13 protein-coding genes and 2 tRNA genes are annotated in these 17,218 nt (G+C 60.1%); 8 read left to right on the forward strand and 7 right to left on the reverse strand.

Annotated features, from left to right (window positions below):
- The first annotated feature begins 66 nt into the window (after nt 1–66).
- A complete protein-coding gene (locus ACAM42_RS27110) occupies nt 67–624 on the forward strand; it encodes a thermonuclease family protein (protein ID WP_369629991.1) in 558 nt (185 codons plus the stop codon).
- Between the two features lie 69 nt (nt 625–693).
- Here ACAM42_RS27110 and ACAM42_RS27115 read toward each other — a convergent pair.
- Nucleotides 694–770: transfer RNA gene (locus ACAM42_RS27115), tRNA-Arg, on the reverse strand.
- A gap of 216 nt (nt 771–986) precedes the next feature.
- Here ACAM42_RS27115 and ACAM42_RS27120 point away from each other — a divergent pair.
- Nucleotides 987–1,412 carry an HU family DNA-binding protein gene (locus tag ACAM42_RS27120; protein WP_062476298.1) on the forward strand — a complete coding sequence of 142 codons (426 nt, stop codon included), beginning with the start codon at nt 987–989 and terminating at the stop codon, nt 1,410–1,412.
- Between the two features lie 174 nt (nt 1,413–1,586).
- Here the strand turns inward: ACAM42_RS27120 and ACAM42_RS27125 are convergent.
- From ACAM42_RS27125 to ACAM42_RS27135, 3 genes are all read right to left on the reverse strand, one after another.
- A tRNA-Arg gene (locus tag ACAM42_RS27125) sits at nt 1,587–1,663 on the reverse strand.
- Between the two features lie 82 nt (nt 1,664–1,745).
- Nucleotides 1,746–4,880, reverse strand: a complete 3,135-nt coding sequence (locus ACAM42_RS27130) for an efflux RND transporter permease subunit (protein ID WP_369629992.1) — start codon at nt 4,878–4,880, stop codon at nt 1,746–1,748.
- A gap of 19 nt (nt 4,881–4,899) precedes the next feature.
- On the reverse strand, nt 4,900–6,057 hold the full coding sequence (locus ACAM42_RS27135; RefSeq protein WP_369629993.1) for an efflux RND transporter periplasmic adaptor subunit: 1,158 nt from the start codon (nt 6,055–6,057) through the stop codon (nt 4,900–4,902).
- Between the two features lie 366 nt (nt 6,058–6,423).
- Between ACAM42_RS27135 and ACAM42_RS27140 the strand changes: the two genes are divergently transcribed.
- The 5 genes from ACAM42_RS27140 to ACAM42_RS27160 all read left to right on the forward strand — a co-directional run bounded on the left by ACAM42_RS27140 (nt 6,424) and on the right by ACAM42_RS27160 (nt 12,449).
- A complete protein-coding gene (locus tag ACAM42_RS27140) occupies nt 6,424–7,797 on the forward strand; it encodes an integrase (RefSeq protein WP_369629994.1) in 1,374 nt (457 codons plus the stop codon).
- A gap of 78 nt (nt 7,798–7,875) precedes the next feature.
- Entirely contained in the window at nt 7,876–8,649 is a 774-nt protein-coding gene (locus ACAM42_RS27145) for a hypothetical protein (RefSeq protein WP_369629995.1), read from the forward strand.
- Nucleotides 8,650–8,828: 179 nt separating this feature from the next.
- Complete coding sequence (locus tag ACAM42_RS27150) at nt 8,829–9,059, forward strand: helix-turn-helix transcriptional regulator (protein WP_369629996.1); 231 nt, start codon at nt 8,829–8,831, stop codon at nt 9,057–9,059.
- Nucleotides 9,056–9,784, forward strand: a complete 729-nt coding sequence (locus ACAM42_RS27155; RefSeq protein ID WP_369629997.1) for a hypothetical protein — start codon at nt 9,056–9,058, stop codon at nt 9,782–9,784. The genes ACAM42_RS27150 and ACAM42_RS27155 overlap by 4 nt, the downstream gene beginning before the upstream one ends.
- Nucleotides 9,785–10,169: 385 nt before the next feature.
- A complete protein-coding gene (locus ACAM42_RS27160; protein ID WP_369629998.1) occupies nt 10,170–12,449 on the forward strand; it encodes a phage/plasmid primase, P4 family in 2,280 nt (759 codons plus the stop codon).
- Between the two features lie 247 nt (nt 12,450–12,696).
- Here ACAM42_RS27160 and ACAM42_RS27165 read toward each other — a convergent pair whose 3' ends face one another.
- The 3 genes from ACAM42_RS27165 to ACAM42_RS27175 are packed head-to-tail and all read right to left on the reverse strand — an operon-like array spanning nt 12,697 to nt 16,115.
- Complete coding sequence (locus ACAM42_RS27165; RefSeq protein WP_369629999.1) at nt 12,697–13,425, reverse strand: hypothetical protein; 729 nt, start codon at nt 13,423–13,425, stop codon at nt 12,697–12,699.
- A 19-nt stretch (nt 13,426–13,444) separates the two neighbouring features.
- Nucleotides 13,445–14,536 carry a UvrD-helicase domain-containing protein gene (locus tag ACAM42_RS27170; protein ID WP_369630000.1) on the reverse strand — a complete coding sequence of 364 codons (1,092 nt, stop codon included), beginning with the start codon at nt 14,534–14,536 and terminating at the stop codon, nt 13,445–13,447.
- Nucleotides 14,523–16,115: an ATP-dependent endonuclease gene (locus ACAM42_RS27175; protein WP_369630001.1), complete on the reverse strand. Its 1,593-nt coding sequence runs from the start codon at nt 16,113–16,115 to the stop codon at nt 14,523–14,525. The genes ACAM42_RS27170 and ACAM42_RS27175 overlap by 14 nt, the downstream gene beginning before the upstream one ends.
- A gap of 123 nt (nt 16,116–16,238) precedes the next feature.
- Between ACAM42_RS27175 and ACAM42_RS27180 the strand changes: the two genes are divergently transcribed.
- A complete protein-coding gene (locus ACAM42_RS27180) occupies nt 16,239–17,213 on the forward strand; it encodes a DUF4365 domain-containing protein (RefSeq protein ID WP_369630002.1) in 975 nt (324 codons plus the stop codon).
- The last annotated feature ends 5 nt before the right edge of the window (nt 17,214–17,218 follow it).

A 17,218-nucleotide genomic window follows, 5' to 3' on the forward strand; every position in this document is an offset into this window, starting at 1 on the left:
CCCTTGCCGCGCCCTACAAGCCGGTGAGTTTGCCGCAACCGCCATGCCCAGGAGACAGGAGCCCCCGTGATCGCCATCGGACATTTCCCCTGCCGTCGCCTCCATGCCTCGGCGGGGCTTCATTTGTACGCTCTCGCGGTCCTTGCTGCCGTACTGGGTTTTCTTCCCTTCGACACCCACGCCAGGACGCAGACCTGCTTCGTCGTGAGCATCCACAGCGGCGACACCCTCACCGCCCGCTGCGGCGACGCGGCCAGCGCGTGGCGTCGCGTGCGCCTGCAGGGCATCGAGGCGCCGCAACCCGGGCAGCCCTTCGCCGAGCAGGCCCGGCAGAAGATGCACGACATGGTCCGCCTGAAGCCAGCGGACGTCGACTGCGACGCTTCCACATCCCATGCCCGCGAGCGCATCTGCCGCGTGATGGTGACGCCGGACTCGGCACCCCATGGCCCCCGAACGCTCGACGCAGGCCTGGCACTGCTGACCGTCGGATTGGCACGCTGGCAGCCTGCGCAGGCGCAACGCCTGTCGCCTCAGGAGCGCGGGCAGTATGAATTCGCGGAGGAAGAAGCCAGGGCCAAGCGGGCCGGCCTCTGGAAGGACGTACAACCGACGCGTCCTTGATGCGGACACGGCGCAATGACCGACCAAAGAAAAAGGGTTAGCTCGAAAAACGAGCTAACCCTTGAAGAGTGGTGCGGCTGGCAGGAATTGAACCCACGACCCCTTGGTTCGTAGCCAAGTACTCTATCCAACTGAGCTACAGCCGCACAGCTTTCGATTATAGCGTGTTTTTTCGCCCATCCCAACCTTTGTGATCGAAAGCTGAAAATACGGACAACGGCAGCCCGCAATGGGGCCTGTTGCAACACATCCGGCCCATGCCGTTTCAAAGAGGCCCTTCCGACCCGGTACACTCCGCCCCGCCCGGAATAAGCCTGGGCCGCCGTAGGCAACACGGCGCCATACCATCCAAGGAATACTGAATGAACCGCATCGAACTGGTCGAGAAGATCGCCACCACCCACAACCTGAGCAAGGCCGAGGCCGCACGCGTCCTCGAAACGATCACCAGCAGCGTCGTCGCTGCCGTGAAGAAGGGCGATTCGGTCCAGCTGGTCGGCTTCGGTACTTTCAAGCAAGTCGCACGCGCTGCACGCTCGGGCTTCAACCCCCAGGCCGGCACCAAGATCAAGATCGCCGCCACCAAGGTGCCGAAGTTCGTCGCCGGCGCTGCTTTCAAGGCCGCCATCGACCCCAAGGCCGCCAAGCGCAAGGCTGAGAAGGCTGCTGCTGCACCCGCTGCCAAGAAGGCCGCCGCTCCGAAGAAGGCAGCTGTCACCAAGGCTGCTGTCACGAAGGCAGTCGTCGCCAAGGCTCCCGCCAAGAAGGCCGTCGCCAAGAAGAAGTAAGACGCATGGTGCGACGCTGCGCAGGCCCGGCCTGGCAGCTGTCCGTATCGACGTCAAAAAAGCCGCCCTCGGGCGGCTTTTTTTGTGGGCGCCTGCCGCGCAGCGAAACCCTCTGTGCGAGGGCCCCAAACGAAAATAGCCTGGAAGAGAAACTCTTCCAGGCTATTCGAGAGATGGTGCGGCTGGCAGGAATTGAACCCACGACCCCTTGGTTCGTAGCCAAGTACTCTATCCAACTGAGCTACAGCCGCGCAGCCTTGAATTCTACCCCGCCGAAAGCGCTGTTCCGGCGAGGCCTTCAAAAAAGCTTCACGGCCTTGCGATGCGACGGCCTCAGGCCACCGGTTCGCCGCCCTCCTGCGCCTTGCGCCCCATCAGCCTTGCGGCCACGCGCTTCACCAGCAGGTAGAACAGCGGCACGAAGAAGATGCCCAGCGCCGTCGCCGCGAGCACGCCGCCGAACACGCCGGTGCCGATCGCGACCTGGCTGCCCGAGCCCGCGCCGGTGGCCACGGCCAGCGGGATCACGCCCGCCAGGAAGGCCAGCGAGGTCATCAGGATCGGCCGCAGCCGCAGGCGCGCGCCTTCGGCCACCGCTTCGAGCAGCGGCACGCCACGGCGCAGCGCCGCCTCCGCGAACTCGATGATCAGGATCGCGTTCTTGGCCGACAACCCGATGGTCGCGAGCAGCCCGACCTGGAAGTAGATGTCGTTCGACAACCCGCGCAGCGCCGCCGCGATCACCGCGCCGAGCACGCCCAGCGGAATCACCAGCATCACCGACACCGGCACCGACCAGCTCTCGTACAGCGCAGCCAGGCATAGGAACACAACAAGGATCGACAGCGCGAACAGCAACGGCGCCTGCCCGCCCGACAGCCGCTCCTGGTACGACAGGCCGCTCCAGGCCTGGCCCGTGCCGCTCTGCTTCTTCGCGAGGGTCTCGATGGCCGCCATGGCCGTGCCCGAGCTCGTGCCCTGCGCGGCCGCGCCCTGGATCTGCACCGCGGGCAGGCCGTTGTAGCGCTCCAGCTGCGAGGCGCCCTGCGACCAGCGCGTGGTGGCAAAGGCCGAGAACGGCGTCATCGCGCCCGTGCTGCCGCGCACGAACCACCGGCCGATGTCGTCCGGCGCCGAGCGGTACGGTGCATCGGCCTGCACGTACACGCGCTTCACGCGGCCGCGGTCGATGAAGTCGTTGACGTAGCTGCCGCCCCAAGCAATGCCCAGCGTGGTGTTCACGTCGTCCAGCGACAGCCGCAGCGCCGAGGCCTTTAGCTGGTCGATGTCGACCTGCAACTGCGGCGTGCCCGCCACGCTGTTGGCGCGCACCGACTGCAGGCGCGGGTCCTTGTTGGCCTCGCGCACCAGCTTTTCGCGTGCCTGCAACAGCCGCTCGGCGCCCATGCCCGAGGTGTCCTGCAGCCAGAACTCGAAGCCGTTCGATTCGCCCAGCCCTTCGATGGGCGGCGGCACCATGCCGAAGACCTCGGCGTCGCGCTGCTGCTTGGCCAGCGCCTTGCCGGCACGCTCGACGATGGCGTGCGCACGCTTGTCGGCGCTGGCGCGTTCGGACCAGTCCTTCAGCGAGACAAACGTCATGCCCATGTTCTGCCCCGAGCCGCTGTAGCTCCAGCCGGTGAGCGTGAAGATGGTGTCGGTCGTGTCCTTCTCGGTCTCGAGAAAGTGCTTTTCGATAGTGCGGTTCACTTCGTCGGTGCGGCCCGAAGTGGCGCCGGCCGGCAGCGTCGCGATCACCATCACGCTGCCCTGGTCCTCTTCCGGCAGGAAACCGCCGGGCAGGCTCAGGTACAGCAGGCCCATGCCGGCCACGATGGCGACATACACCGCCGTGAAGCGCAGCGGCTTGCGCAGGATGCGGCCCAGCACGCCCACGTAGCGGCCCTGCGCAGCATCGAAGCGGCGGTTGAAGGCGCCCAGAAAGCCGCGCGTGCGCGGCGGCACGCCGGCCTTCAGGAAGCGCGCGCACAGCGCTGGGATGAGCACGATGGCCACCACCACGGACAGCACCATCGACGCGATGATGGTCACCGAGAACTGCCGGTAGATCACCCCCACCGAGCCGCCGAAGAAGGCCATGGGCAGGAACACCGCCGACACCACCACCGCGATGCCGACCAGCGCGCCGGTGATCTCCTTCATCGATTTGATCGTAGCGGCCTTCGCATCGAGCCCCTCTTCGTGCATGACGCGCTCGACGTTCTCCACCACCACGATGGCGTCGTCCACCAGCAGGCCGATGGCCAGCACCATGCCGAACAGCGTGAGCACGTTGATCGAATAGCCGAAGGCCGCCAGCACGCCGAAGGTGCCCAGCAGCACCACCGGCACGGTGATCGCGGGGATCACCGTGGCGCGCCAGTTCTGCAGGAAGAGGAACATCACGACCACCACCAGCGCGATGGCCTCCAGCAGCGTCCGGATGACCGACTGGATCGAGATCTTGACGAAGCGCGTCGTGTCTTCCGCGTAGGCCACGCGCAGGCCGGCGGGCAGCGAGCGTTCGAGCTCGGCGATGCGCGCCTTCACCGCGCGGGCGGTGGTCAGCGCGTTGGCGCCGGGCGCCAGCATCACGGCCGAGCCCGCGGCCGGGTGGCCGTTCAGGCGCGTGGTCTCGGCATACGACTCGCTGCCGATCTCCACGCGTGCCACGTCACCCAGCCGCACCACGGCGCCGTCGGCCTGCGTCTTGAGCACGATGGCTTTGAACTGGTCGGGCGTCTGCAGCCGCGACATCGCGGTGACGGTGGCGTTCAGGTGCTGCGTCGGCGCCGACGGCCGCGCGCCGATCTCGCCCACCGACACCTGCGTGTTCTGCGCGGTGATGGCGGCCGTGACGTCGGACGGCATCAGCTGGTAGCTGGCCAGCCGGTGCGGGTCGAGCCAGATGCGCATCGCGTACGCCGCACCGAAGGCCTGCACCGAGCCCACGCCGTCGACGCGGCTGATCGGGTCGCGCAGGTTGCTGGCCATCCAGTCGGCGATGTCGGTGTCGGTGCGCTGGCCGGTCTCGTCGTAGAGCGCCACGATCAGCAGGAAGTTGTTCTGCGACTTGGCGACCGTCACGCCCTGCTGCTGCACCGCCTGCGGCAGCCGGCTGGTGGCCTGGCTGACCTTGTTCTGCACCTGCACCTGCGCGGTGTCGGGGTCGATGCCCTGGCGGAAGGTGACGTTGATCTCGGCCCAGCCGGCGGCGCTGCTGGTCGACTTGAAATACATCAGGCCGTCGATGCCCTTGAGCTGCTGCTCGAGCACCTGCGTGACGCTGTTTTCCACCGCCTGCGCCGAGGCGCCGGGGTAGTTGGCCGACACGACCACGGTCGGGGGTGCGATGTCCGGGTACTGCGACACCGGCAGCGTGCGAATGGCCACGCCGCCGGCCAGCATGATGAGGATGGCAATGACCCAGGCGAAGACGGGCCGCTGGATGAAAAAATGAGCGATCACGGGAGGTTGTCGCTTCTGATCAATCGGCCGGCGAAGGCGCAGCAGCGGACGATGCACCCGCCGTGGACACCGGCACCGGCTTCACTTTTTCGCCCGGGCGTGCGCGCTGCAGGCCGTCGACCACCAGGCGGTCGCCCTCGCGCAGGCCCCGGGTCACGACCCAGTGCTCGCCCTCGGTGCTGCGCACCTCGAGCGCGCGCAGCTCGACCTTGTTGTCGGCCGCCACCACCAGCGCGGTCGGCTCGCCCTTCTCGTTGCGGGCCACGCCGCGCTGCGGCGCCAGGATGGCCTGGCGCTCCACGCCGGACTCGACCTGCGCGCGCACGTACATGCCCGGCAGCAGCAGACCTTGCGGGTTCGGGAACTCCGCGCGCAACGTGACCGAACCGGTGGCCTCGTCGACGGCCACTTCGGAGAACTTCAGCGTGCCGGCATGCGGGTAAGGCAGGCCGTCCTCCATGCGCAGGCGGACCTGGGTGCTGGCCGGCGCCATGTCGCCCGAGATGAAGCGGCGCTTGAGCCTCGTCAGTTCCAGGCTCGACTGCACCACGTCGACGTAGATCGGGTCGAGCCGCTGGATCGTGGCCAGCGCCATCGCCTGGCCCGGCGCCACGAGCGCGCCCTCGGTCACGCCCGAGCGGCCGATGCGCCCCGCGATGGGCGCGGTGATGCGCGTGAAGTCGAGGTTGATGCGCGCCGCCTTCACAGCCGCCTGCGCGGCCTTCACGCCGGCTTGCGCCTGCACCAGCGCAGCCTGCGCTTCTTCGTGCTCCTGCCTGCTCACGGCATTGGCCTTGACCAGTTCGCCAAAGCGATCGGCCTTGCCGCGCAGGCTGGCGATGGTGGCCTGCGACGTGGCCAGCGTGGCCTGCGCCTGCTCGTGCGCGGCCTCGAACGGGCCGGGCTCGATCTCGTACAGCACCTGGCCCGCGCGGACCATGCCGCCCTCTTCGAACAGCCGCTTGCGCACGATGCCGTTGACCTGGGGCCGCACCTCGGAGACGCGGTAGGCGGCCGTGCGGCCCGCGAGCTCGGTGTGCACAGCCACGTCGCTGGCGTGCAGCGCCACCACGCCGACTTCGGGCGGCGCGTCATCGGTGGTGGGGGCCTGCTTGGCGCCGCATGCAGCGAGCGCGAGCAGGGACATCGGAAGCAGGAGCTTGAAAAGCGGGGTCATGGCCATCGGGAATCGCAGTGCGGCGTGCGCAGGGATCACCCGGCTCGTTACATTTGCACTCAAATGGTGCATTCTGCCTTCGATGTTGCGTTGCAACCTGAAGGAATCCTGTGTTTGCCGTAGGTGAAATCGGCGGCGGCCGCTAACCTCGCTCGCGCCCTCGCGGCTGCAAAGAAAAAGGCCGCGCAATGCGGCCTTCATCGGAGTGTCTACAGAGGGGGAATGTGTGGTGGTAGGCCGTGAGTGGCTTGAACACTCGACCAACGGATTATGAGTCCGAGATGAATGAATCTTGTCGTATCTCGTCGCACGATAGAATCGACATAAGCTATTGATTTATATGAATTCTTCGTGCGAGAGCGTGCAGTGCCATCCACCACCATAGATCGAAATTCTGGCAATATTCTGGCAACGAAAAATGAGGGTAGCGAAGCCTTAGACGCGAGGCCCGCGCCTGTCGCTAGCGTGGGCCGCTTTCTCAATGAGTTGTCTCCCGGCACGTTTAAAACGCTCCAGAAGGTTCAGCCGAGCGGCGCACTCCAGGCACGCAAGAACAGCAGCAGCGCCATCTTGTTCTTCTGGCGCTACAGCATCGGAACCAAGAGCGAGCGAGTCCCAATCGGGCTCTACGACCCTTCGGCACCGCCAAAGAGCCTGACCGCGACCGCCAAGGGGTTCTCCGTGGCCGCTGCGATCCGCGCCGCCGAAGCGCTGGCGCTCGAACACCACGACCACAGACGGGACGGTGGCCGCCCTGCCCTACTGGAAGCCAAGCGCAAGGCCGACGAGGCGGCAGCCAGGCGCGCCACCAAGGCCGGCAAACACACACTGGAAAACCTGCTTGATCACTACGCCGACCATCTGGAACGGCTGGGGCGGCGCTCACACAGCGACGTGCGTTCGATCTTCCAACTCCACGTCAAAGGTCCATGGCCCGATGTGGCGAGACTGCCGGCCAAGGAAGTCACCGGCGAGCAGATCGGGGACATGATGCGGCGCGTGGCAGACGCCGGTAAGGGCCGCACGGCCAACAAGCTACGCAGCTACGTTCGTGCGGCGTATCAGACCGCGCGGGCCTCACGGTCAAAAGCGTCGGTCCCCGTCCACTTCAAGGACTACGAGATCACGCACAACCCCGCAATGGACACGGAGCCAGACGAAAGCCACAACCGCGCAAAAAAGCAACCTCTGCTCGAAGACGATATGCGCAGGTACTGGCGGCAGATCGACTCCACGCAGGACTTCAAGGGGGCTGTGCTCAGGCTGCACGTATTGACCGGTGGACAGCGCATTGAGCAGTTGGTGAACTTGCGCACCGAGGATGCTGGGACCGACGAGATTCTGCTGTTCGACGGCAAGGGCCGGCCTGGCAAAGGTGCGCGCCACAACCCGGTTCCACTTATTCCGGCCGCCGCAAAAGCGTTGGCGGCCTGCGAGCCGAACGGTGTCTATGCCATCTCATCGGACGGCGGAGAAACACATCTCGCAGCCACCACGCTCAGCCGATGGGCGAAGGACGCGGCGGCAGCAGTCGGCATTAAGGACTTCCAGGCCAAACGCATTCGCTCAGGTGTCGAGACGCTGTTGGCCAAGGCCGGGGTGAGCGTGGAGATACGCGGCCGACTGCAGTCGCATGGTATCTCTGGCGTGCAGGCGCGGCACTACGACGGCCACGACTACATGCCCGAAAAGTTGAAGGCTCTTGAGAAGCTTTTTTCCCTTTTGAATCAGGGAAAGTAAGACGGATCAACGCTGCGTGTCCTGCGGTTGTACTCACAAGTCGGCAATACTGGCTTCTGGCTCACCAAAGATCATTTCATGAACGCAGAAAATACCTCAGAGAGCAACCTGGCCACGACGCCAAGCGAGATCGACAGTTCGAGTCCGGCAATCACCACGCCGCTCGAGCGGCCAGATTGGGGATTCTGGCGTCGTCGGTCCTACTGCCGCATTTGGCAAGCAGTCTTGCTTTCGCTCAATGTCGAGCCCTCCAGCGCGAATAGAGAACAACTGGAGCTGGCAGAGCCCGAAAAATTCGTCGAGTTCAAAAAGCGTCGCGAAATTTTGATCGTCAATCGCGGCTACCACGACCTCCTTCCGACGATGGACCACGAAAGGGCAGGAAAAAAGGCGGGGGAGAAATACGTCGAGCTTGCGGACGTACTGAAGCTTGCCAAGCACCAACGATGGTCAGCAATCGAACCGTTTGAGCGTGGAATGTCATCCGAGTACGACGAAACTATCGAACTCCGCTCCATCATTCACGAGGTCGACGAAGAAGAGTTTGACGTGCACAGCATGCCCCGCAAGGGAGATCGATACACCATGGTGCGCATGGGCGCTGTACTTACTCTCCTTGAAGAGATTTTGAGATCAGACCCGAACTGCGCAGACGAGTATCTGGGAGGGGACGGTCTGAACCAATCCGCCGTCGGCAACAAGATGACCGAGATCATCAAGAGTGCCTCAGGAGGCGCATATCTTGGGAAAAATTTTGGCGACGGCAATAGAAAGTCCGTGGGTTTCGCACTGCTTGCACTGAAGCAGTTCCACACTATCGCGCCCGTCCGAACTGGAAAGTTGAAGCGGTGAAAGTGGATAGTTGAGGCTTCCTCGGTGGAAACTTCAACTGAACTGTGGATACTTTTCCGAAAAGTGGCAAGTTGATCTTCAGAGGTGCGCGGCCATATTCCAATGAATCCATCGCGATGCTGATGGGTTCGACGGGACTCATCGAAAGGTTCAGCAACTACTTTCATGAGGAGCCCGCAGTGGCACAAGAACTCCAAGCCCTTCTTCGCAAAAAGAAGGTTCTCGAACTCACAGGGCTGTCCAACAGCACCTTCTACGCTCGTATTCGAGATGGCTCGATCAAGCCAGGTGTGCCGGTTGGTCCGCGTATCAAGGCGTGGCCGGCCGAAGAAATCCACGCGTTCATCGATAGTTGCATCGCAGCTCGCAATGCGACCTCGTCAACCGATATGGAAGCGAGGAAGGCATGAAGATCGACGGTCGAACTGAATTGAACCGCTGCTCATTGAAGGCACTCTTTCTCGGCGCCGACGCAGAGCGTCATCTACGCAAAGTCTACGAGGATGCTGGCGTGCCCAATCTTCCAACAGAGAAGACTAGGCAACGGATACCTCCACTGCTGGATTACGGAAACATCCACATCACGGACGCGACAGAGAGTGACTTTTACGAGGGAATCGATTTGTTGGCCCTAGCGGGGTATTGCCGAGACAGCATCGCTGTGTCACGGCGCGAAGGAGCCGCGCCGGTGCAATCGCTATATGACACTCACGGCGTTGTGTATTCGTACTATTGGCAGCAGAGCCTGCACGTCGTAGGTCTTTCCTGCATGCGCGCCGATGGTCGATTGGAACGTCGTACTCTCATCTGTCGGGAACCGCTCTGCGAAGTGCTGTTCTACGCGCCAGTTGAGCTTCTTGCTGCAGCGAACGCCAATCAAAAGGCTTGGGTTTCAGAATTGCATGAGGACGAAGGCGAAGAGTTTGACCTTCTTCTGGACGAGGAAGTTGAAGACGCGAATCAATCTGGTGCTGTGGAACCGGCGCCATTAGCGCGATTGCTATCTCAACGCCGACCAGTGTCGCGCAAAAAAGTTCGCCCCAGTGCGTCTTTCGCGGTCAAGAAGAAACCGGTCGCAAAACGCCCCAAGGTTGCGACCTTGCGCTTAGTCAAACCGAGCGATCAAAGTCTGTAAATACAGATCGACGATCACCATCGCTGATCCGCACTTTCTCGGAGAGTGCGGAAGAAGCTGGCAATGAAACTCTAGCCAAGTAGAGCACCAACGCCAGCCCCTACTCCACTAGGCGAACCTCGCTCGCCAGAGCATTTGCGGAAACTGCAAATGTCTTTGGGCCAGCAGGCTTCCGCTCGCCTTCCCTTCTCTCGAAAAAAAAGAAAAGCCAAGTACGCACACGGGTGGAAGAGGTGGAGCTTTTTTTCATAACTCTTTGAAGAAGAACAAGCACGCTGGTGCAGCAGAAATCAATTTCTTGAGAAATCTTCCACCTCTTCAACCGTCTCCATTCTCTATCTGCTCCGGGCAATCGACCCAGATAAACACACATTGAACACTAATCATGAAAACCCCGTCCAATCTTGCGCTACGCAAACAGCGTTCAGAGCAACTATCGCGTTCGCGCCTCAAGCCCGATACGAAGCAGATGCGCGAGTTCATCAGACTCTTTCACCCATTGGCCGACGTGCTGGTCTGGTTCCAGACCTATAGCAAATCGGTTGATCTGGTCAAGAAAAGTAAGAGCTTTTGCTCGACGATTGATCGCAAACTGCGCGATCGTCTTCTCTCCGAGAACACCCAAGGCATGAACATCAGCGTTGCGGTCAACCACATAGAGGGCGGCAGCCGGAAGGCCGAAAACGTGTCCAAGATCAACGCAGGGTTCATCGACCGCGATGGCTCTGGCGTGTCCCTCGAAGAACTGTTGGATCTTCCGCTGCCACCGAACTTGGTGGTGCAGACTTCGCCCAAACATTTCCATGCTTACTGGTTGCTCTCGGACTGCCCGTTGGAATGTTTTTCAGCGGTGCAGTCCGCGTTGGCGGCGCGCTTTGGTACGGATGCCAACGTCACCGATGCAGGCCGCGTGATGCGCCTGCCTGGCACCGTCAACTGGAAATATGAGAAACCGTATCTAGCTCGAATTGTTCACCGGCTCAAGCGCAAGCCCGTCGCATTGGCCAAGCTCGCCAAACTGCTGGAGCTCGATGTCAAGCCTCCGGCTTCAGTTGAGACTGTCGTAGTTACTCGTCGGCCGGCACCCAATCTCGCCGAAGTCATCCCCGGGCAGGTGCGCTTCGCTTTGGAGCGCATTGGTGCTGACGACCGAGTAACGTGGCTCCGCGTAGGTATGGCCATCCACAGCGAATTCCCCGACGAGCAGGGCCTGTTACTCTGGACAGATTGGTCCGAAGCGAGCGGCAAGTACGATGAAGCCGATCAGCGACGGACATGGGCGACTTTTAAGCCCGGTGCCGGCATCAACATTGCAACGTTGTTCTGGTTGGCCGGCGAGCATGGCAAGACCGGCAGCATGGATGTCATGCGCTTGGGAAAGCTTTTTGTCTCGAACTACGCTGACAAGCTTCGCTACGACACCGCGACCGGCCACTGGTACTTGTTCAACGGCGTGGTGTGGGCCGTGGACAAGCAGGCGCCGATGCGACTGGCCAAGGCCCTGGTAGAAGACCTGAGCGCGGGTGATGGCCGCAAAGAAGAAGGGCTTAGTGCACATCGCAACCCAAGTGGTTTGAGCAGCATCCAGCGCATGGCCGAGTTGGAAGAGCACATGGCGGTCAACGAGAAGATGTTTGACTGCGATCGCGATCTGTTGTCCGTCAAGAACGGGGTCATCAACTTGGTGACGGGCGAGTTCCGGCAAGCTCGGCCTGAGGAGTTCTTGCGTCGCCAAGCCAATGTTGTGTATGAGCCGCGAGCCGAGTGCCCGCAATGGAAGGATTTCATCAGCAAGGTCACACGCGGCGACCGCGAGCTTGCGCGATTTCTGCGGTTGGCCGTGGGCTACACGCTGTTCGGGCACGCCAAGGCGCAGGTCTTTTTTGTGCTCGATGGATCGGGCGGCAATGGCAAGGGCGTGTTCCTGCACGTTCTCGCCGGGCTGCTCGGCCAGTACGGTGCAGAACTGGCGCCCAATTTGGTGACGTCCGCGTACAGCAGCAACCCCAACGCGTCGTCCTCGGCCCTGATGACGCTTAAGGGCATTCGGCTGGGCATCGTGACCGAGTTACCGAGAAAACGCGGCTTTGACACGGCTTTCGTAAAGCAGTTCGCTGGGGGCGACTCTCTCACGGCGCGTCCGAACTACGGCGAGATGATCACCTTCAAGCCCGAGGGCAAGTTGTGGATCAGCACCAATGACATGCCGGAGATTTCGTCCAACGACGTGGCTATGTGGCGCAGGCTCGTGCCGATCCCGTTCAAAGCGAACTTCCCGGTTGGCAGCCGCGACGAGCATCTGGAGGACAAGCTGGTGGCCGAATGGCCTGGCATTTTGAATTGGGCGCTGGCTGGCGCTCGCGAGTACGCGAAGGCCGGCGTGCTTGGAACCTGCGATGCAGTTGAGCAGCACAAGGGCCGTTTGCGCCGCGATGCGGATGTATTTGGAAGTTGGCTATCTGAACACTGCGTGCGCAGCCGAAACGCGGTGGTCGCGTCGAGCGCGCTGTACGGCAGCTATGGCACCTTCGCAAAGAAGCTAGGGCGCGAACCGATGGGCATGCCGGCGTTCGGAAAGCGCATGGTTAAAGAGGGCTATCAGCGTAAGAGCACGAAGCACTACAACGGTTTCGTTGGGCTGAATCTGAAGGAGGTAGCCAAGTAGTGTTTGGCCGGGCGGCGTGGATACCAATCGCAATCCAAAAGGTCGCCCGGCAAGTCCGCAGGTTCTGGCACGACCGTCAAGCCACGTGGCGCAAGCCCGGGCCCACGCGGCAGCAGGGCTGTGACGCGCTACGGGTGCGCGGATTGTTTCTGGCCGAGGCGTTTGACGACGACGAGCTACCGATGCAGCCGCTGCCGGTGTCGGCGCAAGCGAAAAAACATCGATAGCCCGCGGCATTCGCTCTTTGTCAGCTATTGCGACGCCTCTCGAAGTCCTCAAGAATCTCTGCCCGCTTCAGTTGCTCACGCGCTTCGTTCTTGCGATTGCGCCGGAGCACGCGCACCGCAAGGCAGGTGTATTCGTGAAAGACAAACATGAACTTGTTGTTCTTGGTGTAGATGATGCAGTCTCCGTCCGACAAGACCTCGGAATATGCGTTCTGCTCAAGGTCTCGAAACGGATTGCTTTCATGCCATGCTTCGTAGCTGAATTCGATCGTCTGCATGACCTGCTTGTTGAAGAAGTCGAACAGCATGACGTGCGTGCTCGACTGGAAGACGGTGCCGAACTTCTTGAAGTATTGGCCTTTTCCCAAGAAAGTCATGTACTCCAGCAACTCGGTGCCAGAGAGTGGCATCGTCAGATGAACGTCGCCGTCATCGGCGTGCTCTGCCGTTTGCAGCATCTCGATGAATCTCCCTGACCGCCTGTCGTCGGCGGTCACCACGTCGATCAAGGCTTGCGCCGCAAACTCAGGGTCTTTCGACTGGCTTCTGGCAATGATGGCCAGTACATGATCCATGTGGCTCTTGCGCCCGTTGCAGCGTCTGCATGCGTAGAAGTCGCCTTCGCCGTTGTTGCGTGCGTGCCGAAGCACAGTGTTGGGGACCATGTGCTCGACCGAGCGCGCGTTGGGCAGATTCTCGACTTTGAGCATCAGAACGCCGCAGTATGGACAGAGAGTGTTGTAGATCATCGGGACTGCCGAAAACGGCTTAGCTCTGCACTTTCCCTGGCACGTATGCCTGGGCGTCCGAAATCTTGCTTTGCCCGTCAAACACGAACGCGATGCTGTACCTGGCTCGCGTGACGCCCACATACATCTTGGCTAGGCCCTTCTCGATGTGGGTCAAGCTGCCGCTGCTAAGCCATTTTTTTGCAAGTCCATGAGGAAAGATGAGTGCCCGATCGAAGGTCATTCCCTTGGATTCGCCGAAATTGAGTGCGGGGAGTCCATTGCACTGAGTCTTGCGATCCAGACGAAGAACTTGCGGCGAATAGGCCTCAACGTATTGATCGACATGAGCAGACGGGACGAGAAAGATCCCATCGTGCCCAGTGTTCTTACTATTGAGTGACGTCGTCTTGGGTTCGGCGGGATAGAAGCTATCACCCAGATCGGCGATGTGCTGATGGCACCGGTGCGTGTGTTGCTCATACGTGAGTTGTGCCAGGCCAGCCTTGCTCCATTGCCTAAACTTTCCAATGATCTTGACGCCCGAAAAAGCGGAGTTCTGTTTGCCGTGATTGGTCTTGAAGGTCGCCTGTCTATGATCACCCACCAGAGTCAATCGGATTCCGGCCTTTAGCATCCGCTCAAGTAGATCGAGGTCGTAGCCGGCCATATCTTGGATTTCGTCCACAAAAATGTGGTCGAAGCGCATTGCTAGTCGACGCATGACCGCACCATCAGTTGCTCGATCACACTCACAGATAAATTTCGCAAGCTTGTCCGAATAGATCAACTGATCCTTCGTAAAGTAGTGGGCGCCAATCTGCGAAGCAGGTACAAACTGGACGGAACGCCCCTCCACCCACATGAGCCCTTCAATCCGATGAGGATGCAATGCACGTCCGTAGGGGCGTGCCATCTCGTGTAGCAGGAAGCCAAACCAGGTCGTCACTTCGATGTTTGAAGGGATAACTGGCCCGTGTGCATACAGCTTGTGTTCGATCTCGTACTCGTTGTTGCGCGTGTAGGTCACAAGGACGGCCCGCGAGTTGGGCTCCTCAATGGCCTGACTCACGATGCGGGTGGTCTTTCCGCCGCCGGCCGCGCAGATGACGATACGGCTATGCGATGGCATTTGCAATGTATTCGGGCACGACCCATGGCTCGTTCGTGCTGAAGAATTTCAACGCGCCGTCTGCCTTGTGTTCCTTCATGTAGGCAAGCAGTTCGTCGTCTGAAGCAAAGGTCTTCCCAAGAATTTTCTGAATTGCAGCCCGGCCGTTGGCTTTCAGAAGCTGAGGCTCCAGCGTTGGAAAGGCTTCGTCGCTATCGAAGTGAATGGATATGCCGGGCTTCCCGGCGTAGTCGGCGTACTTGGTTGTCAGCGCTGCCACCTTGCCATCGTTGTCCGTCACGACGGAAACTGTCCGGTTCAGTCGAGTCGCTATCTCCAAGAAGCGCTTGAAGGCAAGTGAGTTCACAGAAATGACATCGATCCCTGCCTCCAACGGCATTTTTCCGTGCTTCTTCCTAAATGCTGCCGATACGATCAGTTCGTCGGAAGGGCCTTCCACGAGGATTGACCGTTTAGCCAAGATCAGGCGCAACGTGTCATGACCTGGCAGTCGCATGAAGTAGTCTTGTGTTCCAGTTTTCAGCTCTGTAAGGCGCATGGACGCCCCGCGGTGGAAAAGTAAAACGGACTCCACGCCGAGCTTGTTGAGTACAAAGCTGCTGTGGCTCGTCATGAGCATTTGCCGGTTGCCACGATGACTGGAAATGTGACTGACGAGTGCGTTCAGGTTTGAGAAGGAGAGATGATTTTCTGGCTCCTCGACCAAGACCAAGTGCGAATCGGCCGACGATTCCATTGCTAACTTGATCTTGATGGCGTTCTGCTCGCCTTTTCCGACCAAGGGCAAAGGAAGATCGTCGAGGTGAGGCATCACGCCAGACTCCCACGTTGCGCGCGAAGAATTGTCGAGAGAGACGGACAGTGTCTTTTCCGAGATGTCCCCCTTCTTCTTCGCCAGAGTTTCGTTGATACCCTTGACCTTGACGTCTTCCAGGAAGGCATCCTTCATCATTCGATAGGACAACGCGAGATCGACTTTCTCAGCTTTACTCAGGCTGTCTCGAAGAATGTCCACTACATAGCGGCTGGCCGCCACGTTGTTGCGGATTGTGCTGGCATCAATAAAAGCCGGCTTGATCGGAATCGCTCGCGCCGTGATCTCATTGTCCGCAAAGCTACGCCACCTCACAACGTAGTATTCGATAGGAAGGGTGCGAATAAGCTTCGGGTCTGCGACGTATGCTTTGAACTCCTCTGCATAGTCCTTGTTGAATTCGATGGAGAGAGCTACACCCGGTAAGTCTTCTCCGAGGCTGTTGGCGATGCCTTTGAGCTTCGCCAGAGCTGGGTCGTCGTGAAGGTACAGTTCAATCCGTATGGCAGGAGGCGGAACCGCTGTTTGTGCGATCAACGCTTCGACGTAACCAGTCACTGTGTCGGCATTGAAAAGGTGCGGATGCAGTTCCGTCTGGATAGGTCTTCCGTTTAGCTGGCCGCTCAATGCCAGATGAATCGCCTCCAACAGGGTGGATTTCCCACATTCGTTGTTTCCGACAATGATATTGAGATCAGGGTTGAGCGTCACGTCTGCCGATTTAAGGCAGCGATAGTTTTCGACAAGTACACGCGAGATGAACAACGTTCCCTCCCTTTTGATGTTTCGTGATCCCGAAAGTTATCATAGAGCGATGGCGTATGCCGGCAAAGTGCGCGAGCGAGCGGTCCTTGCATTCGGACATACTCACTGCACGACAATATCTATATGGCGACTCAGCAGACCGAGCGCGCAGGAGTGATCCGCGCGATGGAGATCTTTAACAGATATGGCTGGCTTTTCCGCGAGCAGTTTGTGCACGACTATGGGATCGATGCCCACGTCGAAATGATCGAGGAGGGGCAAACATATCCAAATGGAAAGCTATTTGCTCTGCAAATCAAGTCGGGAACGAGCTTCTTCGAGGAGGTGACCGCAACCGGCATCGTGTACAGGGCTGCAGAGAAGCATGTGCGTTATTGGCTGAACCACAGCATGCCGGTGCTGCTCCTGTTGTTCAATCCAGACACTGATCAACTGCACTGGCAGCAGGTCAACACGGAGACAGTCGAAAGCACTGGCAAGGGCTGGAAGATCGTCGTGCCTCAGTCGAATGTTCTTGATCCGGCACGAGTGCCTCGAGAATTTTCAAAGATGTGGCAACCAGAGCCATACATCAGGCGGCTCAATCGACTACGCGTGGACAAACAGTGGATGAAGCTGCTTGCTGAAGATAAGGAAGTCGTTCTGGAATTCGACGACTGGGTCAACAAGTCACTTCCGCGCTTCAAGGTCGCGATCACAGGTGGCGGTCAATCTCTGATGTGGCCTACTGTTTACGCCCCTGGTCGGCGCATCGAAGATGTCCTGAAGCACTACATCTCCTGGGCTGACTACGAGAGCGATGAAGAGCCGTACCGCGAATACCAAGAATCAATCTGGAGTGCCGAGTGCTACATGGGCCACGATCGAGAGACCGGCACGACCTACTACAGCATGCCATTTGAGGAGTGGTATGAGCGACCAAGCGGTCCATTGTTCGCCGTACCAAACGAAGGTGAGGTCAACTCCTATCGGCTGATTCTCTCGCTCAACGATTTCGGAAAAGCATTTCTCGAACTCGACAGATTTCTCGAGCAGGCTTCACCGCTAGAGGTTGGCACATTCACGATCGACGATCTTTTGACTTCTCTCAAGTCTTGACCAGA

It is taken from the genome of Variovorax sp. V35, from assembly GCF_041154465.1.
In the GTDB taxonomy this organism is placed as follows: Bacteria; Pseudomonadota; Gammaproteobacteria; order Burkholderiales; family Burkholderiaceae_C; genus Variovorax; species Variovorax boronicumulans.